General features: G+C 56.5%; 16 protein-coding genes. 8 read left to right on the top strand and 8 right to left on the bottom strand.

Annotated features, from left to right (window positions below; all coding sequences use genetic code 11):
* Positions 1-46 precede the first annotated feature (46 nt).
* From ligA to RB2501_RS12340, 3 genes are read right to left on the bottom strand one after another with little or no spacing between them, the layout of a single operon-like run.
* Positions 47-2,068, bottom strand: a complete 2,022-nt coding sequence (ligA, locus tag RB2501_RS12330; RefSeq protein ID WP_015755173.1) for an NAD-dependent DNA ligase LigA — start codon at positions 2,066-2,068, stop codon at positions 47-49.
* Positions 2,065-2,979, bottom strand: a complete 915-nt coding sequence (gene prmC / locus RB2501_RS12335) for a peptide chain release factor N(5)-glutamine methyltransferase (protein WP_015755174.1) — start codon at positions 2,977-2,979, stop codon at positions 2,065-2,067. Before prmC ends, ligA begins: the two co-directional genes overlap by 4 nt.
* Positions 2,980-2,983: 4 nt before the next feature.
* Positions 2,984-3,475 (bottom strand): GNAT family N-acetyltransferase, encoded by a 492-nt coding sequence (locus RB2501_RS12340; protein WP_015755175.1) that lies wholly within the window; start codon positions 3,473-3,475, stop codon positions 2,984-2,986.
* A 44-nt stretch (positions 3,476-3,519) separates the two neighbouring features.
* Here RB2501_RS12340 and ribD point away from each other — a divergent pair, with 44 nt between their 5' ends.
* The 4 genes from ribD to RB2501_RS12360 are packed head-to-tail and all read left to right on the top strand — an operon-like array spanning position 3,520 to position 6,632.
* On the top strand, positions 3,520-4,551 hold the full coding sequence (ribD, locus tag RB2501_RS12345; RefSeq protein ID WP_238528072.1) for a bifunctional diaminohydroxyphosphoribosylaminopyrimidine deaminase/5-amino-6-(5-phosphoribosylamino)uracil reductase RibD: 1,032 nt from the start codon (positions 3,520-3,522) through the stop codon (positions 4,549-4,551).
* Positions 4,544-5,146 carry an HAD family hydrolase gene (locus RB2501_RS12350; protein WP_015755177.1) on the top strand — a complete coding sequence of 201 codons (603 nt, stop codon included), beginning with the start codon at positions 4,544-4,546 and terminating at the stop codon, positions 5,144-5,146. Before ribD ends, RB2501_RS12350 begins: the two co-directional genes overlap by 8 nt.
* Position 5,147: 1 nt before the next feature.
* Positions 5,148-6,008 (top strand): DMT family transporter, encoded by an 861-nt coding sequence (locus RB2501_RS12355; RefSeq protein ID WP_041327236.1) that lies wholly within the window; start codon positions 5,148-5,150, stop codon positions 6,006-6,008.
* Complete coding sequence (locus RB2501_RS12360) at positions 6,009-6,632, top strand: IMPACT family protein (RefSeq protein WP_015755179.1); 624 nt, start codon at positions 6,009-6,011, stop codon at positions 6,630-6,632.
* Between the two features lie 21 nt (positions 6,633-6,653).
* Here the strand turns inward: RB2501_RS12360 and RB2501_RS12365 are convergent, their stop codons facing one another.
* A complete protein-coding gene (locus RB2501_RS12365) occupies positions 6,654-7,055 on the bottom strand; it encodes an acyl-CoA thioesterase (protein WP_015755180.1) in 402 nt (133 codons plus the stop codon).
* A 203-nt stretch (positions 7,056-7,258) separates the two neighbouring features.
* Between RB2501_RS12365 and dnaA the strand changes: the two genes are divergently transcribed.
* From dnaA to RB2501_RS12380, 3 genes are read left to right on the top strand one after another with little or no spacing between them, the layout of a single operon-like run.
* Positions 7,259-8,683 (top strand): chromosomal replication initiator protein DnaA, encoded by a 1,425-nt coding sequence (gene dnaA / locus RB2501_RS12370; RefSeq protein WP_015755181.1) that lies wholly within the window; start codon positions 7,259-7,261, stop codon positions 8,681-8,683.
* A 6-nt stretch (positions 8,684-8,689) separates the two neighbouring features.
* On the top strand, positions 8,690-9,166 hold the full coding sequence (locus RB2501_RS12375; protein ID WP_015755182.1) for a low molecular weight protein-tyrosine-phosphatase: 477 nt from the start codon (positions 8,690-8,692) through the stop codon (positions 9,164-9,166).
* Positions 9,150-9,875 (top strand): SAM-dependent methyltransferase, encoded by a 726-nt coding sequence (locus RB2501_RS12380; protein ID WP_015755183.1) that lies wholly within the window; start codon positions 9,150-9,152, stop codon positions 9,873-9,875. The genes RB2501_RS12375 and RB2501_RS12380 overlap by 17 nt, the downstream gene beginning before the upstream one ends.
* A gap of 12 nt (positions 9,876-9,887) precedes the next feature.
* Here the strand turns inward: RB2501_RS12380 and RB2501_RS12385 are convergent, their stop codons facing one another.
* From RB2501_RS12385 to dapF, 4 genes are all read right to left on the bottom strand, one after another.
* The gene (locus RB2501_RS12385; protein ID WP_015755184.1) at positions 9,888-10,499 is read right to left on the bottom strand and encodes a lysozyme family protein; all 612 of its coding nucleotides are present in this window, start codon (positions 10,497-10,499) and stop codon (positions 9,888-9,890) included.
* A gap of 187 nt (positions 10,500-10,686) precedes the next feature.
* A complete protein-coding gene (gene mltG, locus RB2501_RS12390; protein WP_015755185.1) occupies positions 10,687-11,730 on the bottom strand; it encodes an endolytic transglycosylase MltG in 1,044 nt (347 codons plus the stop codon).
* Positions 11,720-12,250 carry a GNAT family N-acetyltransferase gene (locus RB2501_RS12395; protein WP_015755186.1) on the bottom strand — a complete coding sequence of 177 codons (531 nt, stop codon included), beginning with the start codon at positions 12,248-12,250 and terminating at the stop codon, positions 11,720-11,722. The genes mltG and RB2501_RS12395 overlap by 11 nt, the downstream gene beginning before the upstream one ends.
* Complete coding sequence (gene dapF / locus RB2501_RS12400) at positions 12,247-13,020, bottom strand: diaminopimelate epimerase (protein WP_015755187.1); 774 nt, start codon at positions 13,018-13,020, stop codon at positions 12,247-12,249. The genes RB2501_RS12395 and dapF overlap by 4 nt, the downstream gene beginning before the upstream one ends.
* Before the next feature lie 120 nt (positions 13,021-13,140).
* Here dapF and RB2501_RS12405 point away from each other — a divergent pair, with 120 nt between their 5' ends.
* Positions 13,141-14,532, top strand: a complete 1,392-nt coding sequence (locus RB2501_RS12405; protein ID WP_015755188.1) for a S1C family serine protease — start codon at positions 13,141-13,143, stop codon at positions 14,530-14,532.
* Positions 14,533-14,540: the final 8 nt, after the last annotated feature.

Below are 14,540 nucleotides of genomic sequence, written 5' to 3' on the forward strand. Positions count from 1 at the left end.
TTCGTTTCAATCTGTTTATCGCAGGTTCTCCCCCTGTCCGCCCGGGTCAGTCCCCGAGCATTTCCAGGAACTGGGTTTCCGAAATAATGGGTACCCCGTTTTTGTCCGCCTTTTCCCGCTTGCTGGGCCCCATGTTGGCCCCGGCAACCAAAAAGTTCGTACGGGCCGATACCGAGGAGGTGACCTTCCCCCCATTGTCCTCGATGCGTTTTTTTAATTCGTTCCGTCCAATGGACTCAAAGACCCCGGAGACCACAAAAGTTTTGCCCCGGAATAAATCGGTTTGCCCCCTGAGTTGTTCTTCACTCAGGGAGAACTGCAGGCCGTGTCCCTTGAGCTTTTCGACCCGTTCCCGGTTGACCGGGTCGCTGAAAAATTCCACCACGCTTCCCGCAATCCGCTGGCCGATTTCGTCTACCTGTTGCAGCTCGTCGGCACTGGCAGCCATCAGCGCATCGATGTTCTTATAGGCCCTTGCGAGTTTCTTGGCAACGGTTTCCCCTACATATCGTATCCCCAGGGCAAACAACACGCGCTCGAAAGGCACTTTCCTGGAGGCGGCCACCCCTTCCACCAGGTTGGCTGCAGATTTCTCCGCCATGCGTTCCAGGGGAAGCAGGTCGTCAGTGGTCAGCGTGTACAGATCCGCGTAATCCCCGATCAGTCCCTCCTTAAACAGGAGCTCTACGGTTTCGGAGCCCAGCCCTTCAATATCCATGGCTTTTCGGGAAATAAAATGCTGGATGCGCCCGGTGATCTGGGGCGGGCACCCGGTGTCGTTCGGGCAGAAATGCTGGGCTTCTCCCGGGTTTCGCACCAGCTCGGTCCCGCACTCCGGACAGGCCGAAATGTAGGTGGTCGGGGCACTGTTTTCCGGGCGTTTGCTAAAATCCACCCCCGTGATCTTCGGGATGATCTCCCCGCCTTTTTCCACGTAAACGGTATCCCCTTCCCGTACGTCCAGTTTGGCAATCTGGTCGGCATTGTGCAGGGATGCGCGCTTGACGGTGGTTCCGGCCAGCAAGACAGGTTCCAGGTTGGCAACCGGGGTAATCGCACCGGTTCGGCCTACCTGGTAGGTAATCCGTTCCAGGCGCGTGGCGGCCTGCTCGGATTTGAATTTGTACGCCATGGCCCATCGGGGCGATTTGGCCGTATACCCCAATTCTTCCTGTTGCTGCAGGCTATTGACCTTGACCACCACCCCGTCTGTTTCATAAGGCAGTTCCAGGCGGTGAGAATCCCAGTACTCCAGGTAGGCCACAACCTCGTCGATATTCTTGCACAATTTGGCCGTGTCCGGCACCTTAAACCCGAGTTTCCGGGCCAAACCGAGTATTTCAAAGTGCGAATCGGCCCCGAGGTCCCGGCCTGCCATCCCGTAAAGCAGACAATCCAGGGGGCGCTCAGCCACGATGCTGCTATCCTGCAATTTCAGGCTCCCCGAAGCGGTGTTCCTTGGATTCATATAGGGGTCCTCCCCGTTTTCGACCCGTTCCCGGTTCATACGGGCAAAACCTTCCAGCGGCAACACAATTTCGCCCCGGATATCAAAGCGGTTGGGATAGTCGCCCTGCAGCCGGAGCGGGATGGACCGAATGGTTCGGACATTCGTCGTCACGTCATCGCCCTGCGTACCGTCCCCCCGGGTAACGGCTCGCAACAAAGCGCCGTCCTGGTAGGTCAGGCTGATGGATGCCCCGTCGTACTTCAGCTCGCAGGTAAAAGTCACCGGAACATCGCCCAGCACCCGCTGGATGCGCTTTTCCCATTCCCGCAACTCCTCCACGGAATAGGAATTGTCCAGGGAGTACATCGGGTAATCGTGGACGACGGTCTCAAAATTTTTGGTGATGGCACCTCCCACGCGTTGCGTCGGGGAAGCCGGGTCGTAAAATTCCGGGTGCTGCTTCTCGAGGTCCTGCAACGCCTTGAGCTTCATGTCGAAGTCATAGTCGCTGATTACCGGTTCGTCCAGTACGTAATAGCGGTAATTATGGTCCCGGAGTTCGTCCCGGAGCGCCTGTATCTTCTCCGCTATATCCCGCTTGTTCACTTTCTCGGTCATGGGTTTTGCCTCGCTTTATGGTTTGTATCCGGGCTCCGGCCGCACAGAAACCGGTCCTTTCCAAAAATATCTTTTTTCAGGGAAACTTCGAGTAAACCGGCCTCCCGGAACAACTCCGCGGTCGGCGCGCCGAAATCCTCGTGGATTTCAACATACAACCACCCCCCACCGCGTAAATGGCGGCGCGAAAACCCGGCGATATGCCTGTAATAGAGCAATGGGTCGGAATCCGGGGCGAAAAGTGCCTCCCGGGGCTCGTGGTCCCTGACGTGGACTGCCAATTGGCCTTCCTGGCCCCTGGGAATGTAGGGCGGGTTGGAGATGATCAGGTCGTATCCGGGCCATTCCCCTTCCGGATTCAGAATACTTTCGGGCCATTCCCCTTCCGGGTTGCGGATATCCGCCCGAACCAGGCGCACATCCAGTCCGAGGTGCCGGGCATTCTCCCTGGCAACCTCCAGGGCCTCCCCGGAAATGTCGAGAGCTGTTACCCGGGCAGCGGGCAGGCTTTTTGCCAGGCCCAGGGCGATACAACCGCTGCCTGTCCCGATATCGAGGATGTTCCCTTCCCTGAGGTCCGCGGCGTGCCGCTCCAGGACCCACCGTACGAGCTCTTCGGTTTCCGGGCGCGGTATCAGCGCGCCCGGGCCTACCCGCAAGTCCATATCCAGGAATCGGGCCGTACCTGTAATATACTGAACGGGCTGGCCTGCTGCCAGCTGGGACAGGGCATTGAAAAGGGGGGCTTCTTCTTCGCGGGTCAGCATTTTCCCGGGTTCCAGTCCAAGCACAAATCGCGGCAGGTCCAGATAGTGCTCCAGAAGGCGGTAAAACAAAGCGTCCACTTCCCCGGGCGGATGAGTCCCGCCGAGTTCCTTCCTGTAAATGTCCCGCACCTCGCGCAACAGCATCCGCTCAGAGTTTTTTGCGCATCCAGACCTGGCAGGCCGTATGCCCGGTACAGCCGAGTGGCTGGCTGAGATCCTCAAACCCGTACCGGCGATAGAGGCTCAGGGCCGTCTCCATGTAGGGCATGGTTTCCAGGTAACAATACGCGTATCCCAACTCCCGGGCTTTCTGCAGGGCTTTTTCCAAGAGGGCTTTCCCAAACCCCATGCCCCGGAGTTCCTCCCGGAAATACATTTTCTGAAGTTCGCAGGTATCTGCATCCCCGCCATCCAGGGGGGCAATCCCGCCGCCGCCCCAAACCTCCTGCTCGTCGGCCACCACCCAGAATGCACTGTCCGGGCGGTCATAGGTTTCAAACATCCGGTCCAGGGAAGTATCCGCCAGGGCCGTTCCCCGGGCGGGCGCCCCGGTGCCCGGAAGCACCTCCCGGATCAACGCCGCCAGTCCCGGGTTGTCGCCGGGTTCAATCCGCCGCAATTTCAAGGTCGCTTTATTCATCCCCAATATGCTATTTTTGCGGGGTGAAGATACAGGAAAAATACATGTTGCGCTGCATCCAAATCGGTCGGAATGCCCTGGGCCGGAGTGCGCCGAACCCGATGGTCGGGGCCCTACTGACCCATGGCGATACGATTATCGGTTCCGGGTATACCAGTGCTTTTGGCGGGCCGCATGCCGAGGTAAATGCCATCCGTAGCGTGGCCGACCCCGGCAAGTTGCCGGATTCCACCCTGTATGTCACCCTGGAACCCTGCTGCCATCACGGGAAAACGCCTCCCTGCACAGACCGGATCATCGAGTCGGGAATACGCCGCGTGGTGGTCGGGCTGCCAGACCCGCACGACAAGGTGGCCGGCCAGGGGATCGCACAACTGAGGGAGGCCGGTTGCCAGGTGGAAGTAGGGGTTGCAGCGGACGCCTGCCGGGAACACCACAAGCGCTTTCTGACCCTGCACGAAAAAGGCCGTCCCTATATCGTATTGAAGTGGGCCCAGAGTCCGGATGGCTTCCTGGCACCCGATCCGGAAGTCAGGGGCGAATCGACGGGGCCCTGGTGGATTACCGGCCGGGAATCCCGCCAACTCGTCCACAAATGGCGGACCCAGGAGTCGGCAATTCTGGTAGGCTGGAGAACGGCTGCGGCCGATGACCCCCAACTCACCAGCAGGGACTGGGCGGGGAAGGACCCGCTTCGGGTCCTGCTGGATCCGTCAGGCAGGGCTCCGGAAGGCCTTCGCTTGCTGGACGGGAAGGTGCCGACACTCCGGGTATTGCACACCGGGCAGCAGCCCACCGGCAGCGCCCGGGTCGAGAATATTTTCCTGGAGCCGGGTCCGGGGTTCCTGCGGGCACTGTGCAGAGAACTCCGGGAGCGGGGGGTGCTGAGTATCCTTGTGGAAGGGGGCGCCCACACCCTGGGTTCCTTCCTCTCCGCAGGGCTATGGGACGAAGCCCGCGTATTCACAGGGCCCCGGCCATTAAACGGCGGGCTGCGGGCCCCGGCCTTATCCGGAAGGCTCGTGGCAAACACTGCCTCCGGGGCAGACACCCTAACCCTCTGGCGCAATGATTAAAAACCTGATATTCGATTTTGGGGACGTGATCATCGACCTCGACAAGGAAGGGGTGCCCCGGGCTTTGGCGGGGTATGGGCTCTCCGGGGCCGACCCGGAACTCGTATCATGGGCCAACCAATACGAAGCGGGCCAAATGACCAGCACCGAATTCCTCGACCGGCTGGGCAACCGCCTTGGGGAACCCGATCGGGAAGTACTCGTCAGGCATTGGAATACCACCATCCGCCACCTCCCGGAAGGCCGCCTTGAATTCCTGGAAAACCTCCGCGACTCCGGGGGTTTTCGGATGTTTTTACTCAGCAATACGAACGAGTTGCACATGGCCTGTGTGGCCCGACAGCTGGGGGAAGAGACTTTTTCCCGGTTAAAAGCATGTTTTGAAGGCTTTTACCTGTCCTACCAGATAGGGATGCGCAAACCGGAACCCGGGATCTTCCGGCATGTGCTGGAGGAGAACCGGTTGGCGCCCGGGGAAACACTGTTTATCGACGACACCCTTGAACATATCCTGGGGGCGCGTTCGCTGGGAATTGCCACCTGGCACCTGCAGGTGGGACAGGAGGATGTCCGGGAACTCAAAAACCGCCTCTGATATGTGGGACCTGATTTTGAGTATCGCCAGCTCCAGCCTGATATTCGTCGTCTTTAAGGGATATAGCCGTTTTCGCGTAAACACCTTCTATGCCATTATCGGAAATTACCTGACCGCCTGCAGCGTGGGCTTTATTTTCTTCCCCAGAACCCTTTCGCTTCCGGAAATCCCGGGAAAACCCTGGTTTTTGCCTGCCGTCGCCCTGGGGGTTCTCTTTATCGTCATTTTTAACCTGATGGCCCGGACATCTCAGCAACTGGGCGTTTCGGTAGCCTCGGTGGCCACCAAGATGTCCCTGGTCATCCCGGTGGTTGCCGGGGTGGTCCTCTACGGAGAAGTCCTCGGGCCGATCAAGATAGCCGGAATTGCCCTGGCATTGGTAGCCGTGTATTTTGCCTCCGTCAAAACCCGCAAGGTCTCCTGGGAGCCCCGGCTGCTCTACCTGCCCGCCCTGGTTTTCCTGGGCTCGGGCATCATCGACACGAGCATCAAATACCTGGAGGAAACCCGGATCCCGGATGCGGAATACCCCTTGTTCTCCGCCTGCATCTTCGGGGCCGCCGGCACTACCGGCATCCTGGTCACCGCCCTGAGGAAACCCCGGGAGCTTTTCACCTGGCGGCCGCGCAACCTGCTCGGGGGCCTGGCCCTGGGTATCCCCAACTTTTTTTCAATCTACTTCCTGCTCAAAGCCCTGCAATTCGACGGGCTCACCAGTGCCGCTATTTTTACACTGAATAACGTGGGTATCGTAACGCTCACCACCCTGCTTGGTATTGCTTTTTTCGGGGAGAAATTATCCGCCCGCAACTGGTTGGGCGTTGGCCTGGCACTGGTAAGCATCGCCATTATAAGTTCGTAAATGGAGCAGAACCTGTCTTTCCGTACGCTGAAAGCCCCTTGCGGCCCTTCCGAATACCGCGATCGAAAGAGCAAGTTCCTCGGGTATGCATATCCTGTCAATACCACCTCCGGGGCACAGGAACTTGTGGACGCCCTCTGGCGGGAACATCCGGGCGCCGCCCACATCTGTTATGCGTACCGTATAGGAGTCAGTCAACCGGAGATCCGCATGCAGGATGACGGGGAGCCCGCCAATTCATCGGCCCCGCCAATATTCGGGCAAATCGAGTCCTATGACCTCCACAGCGTCCTGGTGTGCGTGGTGCGGTATTACGGGGGTGTAAAACTGGGCGTGGGCGGTTTGATACAGGCGTACCGGGAAGCTGCAAAATCCTGCCTGGAACTCGGCCGCATTGAGGTTCGCCGACCGTCGGCCGTCCTGGTCCTGCGCTTTACCTATGACGATCTGGATGCCGTGCTCCGGATTGTCGACCAGCGGCGCCTGCGGGTGGTACGGAGGGAAATGGCTCTTTCGTGCCGGATGGACCTGGAAATACCCCTTTCAGACCTAAACCGGATCCGGGAGATCTTTGGGCCGCTGCCGGAGGTATTCATTGAGGTGGAAGAACGAACGGAGTCGTAAACCTGGGCAAGAGATATTTTTTTACTCCTGTTTTAATTTTTCCATCAGATACGCAGGGCAGCGCATGGGTTTCCGGGTGGAGGTGTCCAAAAAGGCCAGATCGGTTTCGGCCAGGGCGAGAATTTCCCCTTTTTCCGACCGGATTTCGTACTCGAATTGTATACGAACGGTAGGTATATTTTTGAGCCGGGTAACCACGGTGATCAGGTCGTCGTAAACGGCCGGTTTTTTATATTGAACGGATAGGGAAATTACCGGCAACATACATCCGTTTTCTTCCATCTCCCTGTAGGAAATCCCCAGGGCCCTGAGCCACTCCACCCTTCCCATCTCCATATATTCCGGGTAATTCCCGTGATAGACCACTCCCATCTGGTCGGTTTCGCCATAGCGGACGCGGAAAGAAATCTGGTGTTCCTGCATGATTATCCGATGAAAAAAGTATATATTTAAAAGGATGCCGAAGAGGGTCAGAACTTGCGAAAAAAAAACATTATATTCAACACTAGTTTGATTTTTTTTTTAGGTTTTTTGTTCACATATTTGTCTCACTCTTGAAGGGCAGAATTACTGTCCTTTTTCATACCAGCTAACCAGCATCTAACCGGCTTAAGACAACCTTAACAATGAATGTTACTGCGAATTCCGTATGGAAGAATTGTTTGGCTTTTATAGAAGACAACATCCAACCGCAGGCCTTCAAAACTTGGTTCGTCCCCATTAAGCCCGTTAAGCTCTCCGAAAAGGCGCTGAGCATCCAGGTACCCAGTAAATTTTTCTACGAATGGCTCGAGGAGCACTATGTGAAATTGCTCAAAGTGGCGCTCACAAGGGAACTGGGCGAAGGTGCCAAACTGGTCTATGTAATTAAAATGGAAAACACTTACGGCAACCGGGAACCCTTCACGGAAAAAATACCGAGTGCCAACCGGGGGCAGATGACGCCCCAGGAGATGGATGTGCCGATAAAATCCAAGAATCCGGAACTGAAGAACCCGTTTGTGATCCCGGGCATCCGCAATATCAAGATCGAATCGCAACTCAACCCGAGCTACAATTTTGAGAATTTCCTGGAAGGGGATTCCAACCGGCTGGCCCGATCGGCCGGGATGGCGGTAGCCAACAAACCCGGGGGCACCTCGTTTAACCCGCTCCTGGTCTTTGGCGGCGTCGGCCTCGGCAAGACGCACCTGGCCCATGCCATCGGGGTGGAAATCAAGGACAAATACCCGGAACGCACCGTCCTCTATATCTCCGCGGAAAAATTTACCCAACAATATATCGAATCCGTTCGCAAGAATACGCGCAACGATTTCATCCATTTCTACCAACTCATCGACGTCCTGATTATCGACGATGTACAATTCCTCTCCGGGAAGAGCGGGACCCAGGATGTATTTTTCCACATCTTCAACCACCTCCACCAGAACGGCAAGCAGGTAATCCTTACCTCAGACAAGGCGCCGGTGGACATGCAGGACATCGAACAGCGGCTGTTGTCCCGTTTCAAATGGGGCCTTTCCGCCGAACTGCAGAGCCCGGATTACGAAACGCGGGTCTGCATCCTGAAGAACAAGTTGTACCGGGACGGGGTGGAAATGCCCGAGGAAATCATCGATTACGTCGCCAAGCACATCAAATCGAACATCCGGGAACTGGAAGGCGCCATCATCTCGCTGATCGCGCAATCTTCCTTCAACAAAAAGGAAGTGACCCTGGACCTCGCCCAACAGGTGGTAGAGAAATTCGTAAAAAACACGAAGCGGGAAGTTTCCATCGAATACATCCAAAAGGTCGTTTCGGATTACTTTGAAATGGATGTGGCCACGCTCCAGTCCAAGACCCGGAAGCGACACATCGTACAGGCCCGGCAGCTGGCCATGTTCTTTGCCAAGAAGTTTACAAAGGCCTCCCTGGCAAGCATTGGATCCCAGATCGGCAAACGGGATCACGCTACCGTGCTACACGCCTGCAAGACCGTCGACAACCTCGCTGAAACCGACAAGCAGTTTCGGAAATACATCGAGGATCTCACCAAGAAATTTTCATAACCCCGTATGGCGACCCGAATCCTGATGGTCTGCCTGGGCAATATCTGCCGGTCTCCCCTGGCCGAGGGGATTTTTGCATCCAAACTTGCCGGCGAAGACTATGTGGTGGATTCGGCAGGTACTGCCGGATACCATGTGGGCAATCCGCCCGATCCGCGTTCCATCGAGGTGGCGGCGCAATACGGAATCGACATCAGCCGACAGCGCTGCAGAAGGTTTTCGGTTTCCGATTTTGACAATTTTGACTATATTTTCGCCATGGATCTTGAGAACCAGGCCAATATTCTGAGCCTGGCCCGGAACGAACGGGACCGCGCCAAAGTGTCCCTGTTGCTGGAGGCCGGCGGCAAAGGCCGGCGGGAAGTCCCGGACCCGTATTACGGCGGGGCCGACGGCTTTGAACAGGTCTACCGGATGATCGATACGGCCTGCGATTACATCCTCGCAGAATATATAGGCAAACCCGATGGAAAAAAATCCTGATACTTACGGGAAACTCTACCTGATCCCCTCCCTTTTGGGCGATAACGAACCGCTGGGCGTATTACCGTTGACCGTAAAGCAAACCGTGGAACAACTCTCGCATTTCATCGTGGAAAATGAGCGGACGGCCCGGAGGTTCATCAAAAAAATTACCCCGCGGAAATCGCAGCCTTCACTCGTATTGTTCCCGCTAAACAAATACACAGAAGCCGCAGCCATCCCGGAATACCTGGCGCCCTGCCTGGAGGGAATTTCGGTAGGTGTCCTCTCAGAGGCGGGCTGCCCGGCCATAGCCGATCCGGGTTCGGATATCGTAGCCCTGGCCCATGCCCGGGGCATCCGGGTAGTGCCGCTGGTTGGCCCTTCCTCCATCTTCCTGGCCCTGATGGCCAGTGGGTTAAACGGCCAGAATTTTGCCTTTAACGGCTACCTGCCCATCGAAACGTCCGAAAGGAAAAAGGTGCTGAAAACGCTCGAAAAGCGATCCGGGGAATTCGGTCAGTCCCAATTTTTTATGGAAACCCCCTACAGGAATGAAAAGCTGTTGGCGGAGCTGGTCCGGACACTTCGAAAGGAAACGCTGCTCTGTATCGCGGCAGACCTGACCCTGGAATCCGAATATATCCAGACCCGGACCGTCGGGGATTGGGCAAATCACCTGCCCGACCTCAACAAGCGTCCGGCCATTTTTGGCATCCAGTCAAAATAGTCCGGGGAAGGGCTAAAAATCTACTTTGGGGTTTTTCTCGGGAAGGATTCCCGACATGTCGTACCCCCTGAATTTACGGAGGTAATTGGTAATACTCGTCCCGTAGGCATCTACCGCCTCATAGGAGCCCCCGCTGCGCAGGTACTTTTTCACATTGCCCGCTCCGGCCAGGTGGGCAGCCGCCAGGATACCGGATTCCGTAACCTCCACCCCGTTGATCCTTTTGCCTGCAAATCGGGGGATATCCCGTCGCAGGATCCATTTGTTCCGCGCCAGGTTTGTGGCAAACGCTTTCTCCTGTAATTCCGGGTTGCTTAAAAAAGTGGCGGCATTGTATACCCCCATCAACTGCAGGGTGCCTATTCCGAATTGATATTTCCCGAGGTAGCCCAGCGTATTCGTAGTGAAATAATCGCCGCCGGATTCCTTAAAGGCCAAGGCCTCCCGGAAACCGATATAACTGCTTCCGGGAAAAGGGATCCCGCCCGGCCTGCGTTGAGCCCGGAATTCCATCTCCGGCACGGGTTGCAATTGGGGGAGCGAATCTGTGGCGATCAGGGATTCGGGGACCCGGACATTGTCGAGTGGTGAATCCGCATCAAAACTCGCCAAAACAAAGATCATGACAAGAGGAATCAGGAAACCTATCCACCTTTTCATATATGTGCTTTCTTAAGACTGATGGAATCCGCCGGGGATTCCCGCTTAAATTTCTCAAGGCAAAGATACGGCCGGCTGCACAGGGAAAACCCAAGATTTTCATAAAATGGCCGTTTTTATGGTTAAATGGTGTGAAAATCCCGGGGAATGGTTACCGGCGGATATTCATCGAGTTTATCCACCGGATATACTGCTCTTTATTTCGGTTATGTTGCGATAGCGTCTCCGCAAACTGGTGATAACCAAAGTTTTCGGTGTCCGCAACCATATAGAGGTAGTTGTGGGACTCCGGGTTGAGCACGGCCTCAATGGCCGAAATATCCGGCATGAAAATAGGCCCGGGCGGTATCCCCCCGTACTTGTAGGTGTTGTACGGGGAATCCAGCTCCAGGTCGCGGTAGAGGACGCGTTTGATAATGGTGTCGTAATTCCCGGTTTCCCGCTTGATTGCGTAAATCACCGTCGGGTCGGCTTGCAGGGCCATATTCCTTCTGAGGCGGTTCAGGTAAAGCCCGGCCACCCGGGGGCGTTCGTCGGGTTTGGCGGTTTCCTTATGTACAATCGACGCCAGGGCGATCACTTCTTCAGGTTCCAGTCCAACCTCCGCAGCCTTTTCCCGGCGCGCCTCATTCCAGAACCGATTGTACTCCTCCAGCATCCGCTCCCGGAATTCCAGGGCGTCGGTATCCCAGAAAAATTCGTAGCTGTTGGGGATGTAAGGCACCAGGGCCTGGTCCCGGGTCCATCCGTGCTGTGCCAGGAATGCCGTATCGGTAAATGCTTCCAGCAGGGAGGCGGAATCCGCCTCAATCTGCCCGGCTATCCGGCCGGCCAGGGACGCGGGCCGCTCCTGGTTGTTGAAGGATACCTGTACGGGTGTATTTGCCGAACGAAGCGAATTGATGATTTCGTTGTTGTTCATCCCGCGCCGGATGGGGTACCTGCCGGCCCGTACATTGGAGGTGTATTTTTTACGGCGGGCTACCGCATCGAACGTTTCAAGGTCCCTGAGCAATGGTTCCAGGCGCAAACGCACGGAATCATACGGCGCCCCGGTGCGTATATAGACATAGGCCACCTCGTTTTCAAAAGCCGTATTCGGCACAAATAGTGCCCGGTAGATCAGGTAGGCAAAGGCCCCGGCGACGATCAGGCCGCCCAGCAAAACGAAAAGCAAAATCTTTTTACGATACATCCGGATGGAATTTTTGGAGGAAAACTTCGTCCCGGAAACCTTTGGCCGTCCGGGTCCAGTCTACCCGGACCCCGGTTTCCCGGAAACCGGCCTTTTTAAATACCCTGAGGCTCGCAGCATTGTCCGCCCCGACCCCTGCGTAAATCTGGTGCAGGCCCAGGACGCGGAACCCGTACTCGCAGACCAGGCGGATGGCTTCTTCGCCATATCCCTTCTTGCGGGAGGCATCCTCGGAAATAACGATCCCCAGACCAGCGCGCAAGTGGCGGGGATCAAAATCAAACAGGTCGATCAGGCCAATGCAGCGATGGTCCTGCCGGCAAATTGCCAGGCGCAGTTGCTTGGCCTCATAGATATCCCGGTGGGCAACTTCGAGATATTGCCGGAGTATCTTTTTTGAATACGGGGTCAGCGTGCCACTGATCTCCCAGATTTCCGGGTCGTTCTCAAGGGCGTACAGGAATTCGAGGTCTTCCGGTTCCAGGGCCCGCAAACGGATATTTTCACCTTCCAGTTTCACGACAGGGTTCCTTTAAATACCATCCGGGCCGGACCTGTCAGCCAGATATCCGTATAGGCACCGGCGTCCTTGCGGAAAGCAACTTCCAGGTCGCCCCCGCGCGTGCGGATCCGCGTAGGTTGCTCCGGGTGTTTCCCCTGGGCCTCCATCGCAATGGCCGCGGCCGTAACCCCCGTGCCGCAGGAGTAGGTTTCCGCCTCCACCCCGCGTTCGTAGGTGCGTACATGCAGGACCCCGTCAGGCTGCAGTTCCACAAAATTGATATTGCTGCCCGGCTCCCCGTACAAACTGTAACGCAGGCGCTTCCCCTCCCGATCCACGTCATAAGCCTCCAGGCCGGACACTTCCTGGACGTGGTGGGGCGAACCCGTGTTGAGGAAGCTATAGTTTTTTTTGTGCCGGATCTCCCCCACATCTGCCATACGGAGGGACACGGATTCCCCGCTGATCCGGGCCTCGTGCAGGCCGTCCGATGCGACGAAACGACAGGTGTCGCCTACGATCCCCAGGAATTTTGCAAAAGCCGTAATACAGCGGCCCCCATTGCCGCACATGCTCCCGGGCCTGCCGTCCGAATTAAAATATACCATGCGGAAGTCCGCGCCCGGATCGTTTTCTAGCAGGATCAACCCGTCGGCCCCGATTCCGAAGCGACGGTGGCAGAGATTGGCGATGTGGGAGGAGTCATTCCCGGGAAACCCGCCCAGGCGGTTGTCGATCAGGATAAAGTCGTTTCCGGTTGCCTGGTATTTATAAAAAAGCTGTTCCATGGCATATATCTCGGGCACAAATATACGTTTTAATCAGGGCCTCGCGCCCGTTAAAATGTCGTTAAAGCAAAACAATTCGGCAATTAATCCATTAATTTTATAGTGTTAAAATCATTGTGTATGAAGCGTATCGCCGGACTTTTTTTTATCGCTATTGCCGCAGGGGCAACTACCCTTGGGGCGTATAAGTTATTTTTCGAACCCCGTGCGACCACCTACCTGACCGAAAACGACTCGATGCCGGTATTCCACACGGCCGGCACCCCGGCCTATTCCGCAGGTGCCGGGATTGACGAAGCCGATTTCACCCTGGCTGCCGAGAATACGGTAAACGCCGTGGTACACGTCAAGAATGTCACCCTGAGCCGCGGGAGCGGCAGCCTGCTGGAATTCCTCTACGGGTATGAAGAACGGGCCCGCCCGCAGGTGGGGACGGGATCCGGGGTAATCATCTCCCCGGACGGGCATATCGTGACCAACAACCATGTGATTTCCCGGGCCAACCAGCTGACAGTCACCCTGAACAACAACCGGACCTATGACGCCACAGTCATCGGCACGGACCCGAATACGGATATCGCCCTGATCAAGATAGAACCCGAACGCCCCCTCCCCTATCTCGCTTTCGGGGATTCAGACAATGTGCGCATCGGGGAATGGGTCCTGGCGGTGGGAAATCCGTTTAATCTGACATCGACGGTAACGGCGGGAATCGTGAGCGCCAAGGCGCGCGACCTGGGCAGGAACCAGTCGTTTATTCAAACCGATGCGGCCGTCAACCCCGGGAATAGCGGGGGAGCCCTGGTCAATACCAACGGCGACCTGATTGGCATCAATACGGCCATCACCTCCCAGACGGGTTCCTACATCGGCTATTCCTTTGCCGTCCCCAGCAACATCGCGCGGAAAATCGTGGAGGATCTGTTGGAATACGGCGACGTACAAAAAGGGGTCATCGGTATCGAATCTCCCCGCCTGAACACCCGGTACGCGGTGGAAAACGGCATTGATGAAATCGACGGCGTCTTTGTGGACGGGGTGGAAGAAGGTTCCGGAGCGGAAGAGGCCGGCCTGGAACGGGGCGACATTATCCGGAGGGTCGACGATATCCGCGTGCGGCGGATGGCAGACCTCACCGGCTATATCTCCACGAAACGCCCGGGGGACGAAGTCCGGGTGGTCCTGGAACGGGATGGGGAAGAACTGGCTGTCCCCGTGGAAATCCGGGAACGGCAGACCACCGTCGTGCCGCGAATGGGGGTTAAGGTCAAAAACCTTACAGATGCGGAAAAAGAACGTTACGGAACCGAAGTGGGCGTCAAAATCGTAGGGGTCCCCGAAACCTACCGGAGGTACGACCTGGAGGGCAAGATCATATTGGCTGTAGACGATGACGAGATCCGGGATATCGAAGACGCCCGGAACCTCTTTGCCAAGATTTCCCGCTATGGGAATACGAGTATCACCCTGCTGGATGAGAACGGCCAAAAAGAACGGATCATCTTTCAGTAATATTGCGA

Source organism: Robiginitalea biformata HTCC2501 (assembly GCF_000024125.1).
GTDB classification, from domain to species: Bacteria; Bacteroidota; Bacteroidia; order Flavobacteriales; family Flavobacteriaceae; genus Robiginitalea; species Robiginitalea biformata.

What these genes read in the sequence shown, in the direction of transcription:
- ligA (WP_015755173.1), bottom strand. Translation starts at nt 2,068, where the DNA reads ATGACCGAGAAAGTGAACAAGCGGGATATAGCGGAGAAGATACAGGCG.
- prmC (WP_015755174.1), bottom strand. Translation starts at nt 2,979, where the DNA reads ATGCTGTTGCGCGAGGTGCGGGACATTTACAGGAAGGAACTCGGCGGG.
- RB2501_RS12340 (WP_015755175.1), bottom strand. Translation starts at nt 3,475, where the DNA reads ATGAATAAAGCGACCTTGAAATTGCGGCGGATTGAACCCGGCGACAAC.
- ribD (WP_238528072.1), top strand. Translation starts at nt 3,520, where the DNA reads ATGTTGCGCTGCATCCAAATCGGTCGGAATGCCCTGGGCCGGAGTGCG.
- RB2501_RS12350 (WP_015755177.1), top strand. Translation starts at nt 4,544, where the DNA reads ATGATTAAAAACCTGATATTCGATTTTGGGGACGTGATCATCGACCTC.
- RB2501_RS12355 (WP_041327236.1), top strand. Translation starts at nt 5,148, where the DNA reads ATGTGGGACCTGATTTTGAGTATCGCCAGCTCCAGCCTGATATTCGTC.
- RB2501_RS12360 (WP_015755179.1), top strand. Translation starts at nt 6,009, where the DNA reads ATGGAGCAGAACCTGTCTTTCCGTACGCTGAAAGCCCCTTGCGGCCCT.
- RB2501_RS12365 (WP_015755180.1), bottom strand. Translation starts at nt 7,055, where the DNA reads ATGCAGGAACACCAGATTTCTTTCCGCGTCCGCTATGGCGAAACCGAC.
- dnaA (WP_015755181.1), top strand. Translation starts at nt 7,259, where the DNA reads ATGAATGTTACTGCGAATTCCGTATGGAAGAATTGTTTGGCTTTTATA.
- RB2501_RS12375 (WP_015755182.1), top strand. Translation starts at nt 8,690, where the DNA reads ATGGCGACCCGAATCCTGATGGTCTGCCTGGGCAATATCTGCCGGTCT.
- RB2501_RS12380 (WP_015755183.1), top strand. Translation starts at nt 9,150, where the DNA reads ATGGAAAAAAATCCTGATACTTACGGGAAACTCTACCTGATCCCCTCC.
- RB2501_RS12385 (WP_015755184.1), bottom strand. Translation starts at nt 10,499, where the DNA reads ATGATCTTTGTTTTGGCGAGTTTTGATGCGGATTCACCACTCGACAAT.
- mltG (WP_015755185.1), bottom strand. Translation starts at nt 11,730, where the DNA reads ATGTATCGTAAAAAGATTTTGCTTTTCGTTTTGCTGGGCGGCCTGATC.
- dapF (WP_015755187.1), bottom strand. Translation starts at nt 13,020, where the DNA reads ATGGAACAGCTTTTTTATAAATACCAGGCAACCGGAAACGACTTTATC.
- RB2501_RS12405 (WP_015755188.1), top strand. Translation starts at nt 13,141, where the DNA reads ATGAAGCGTATCGCCGGACTTTTTTTTATCGCTATTGCCGCAGGGGCA.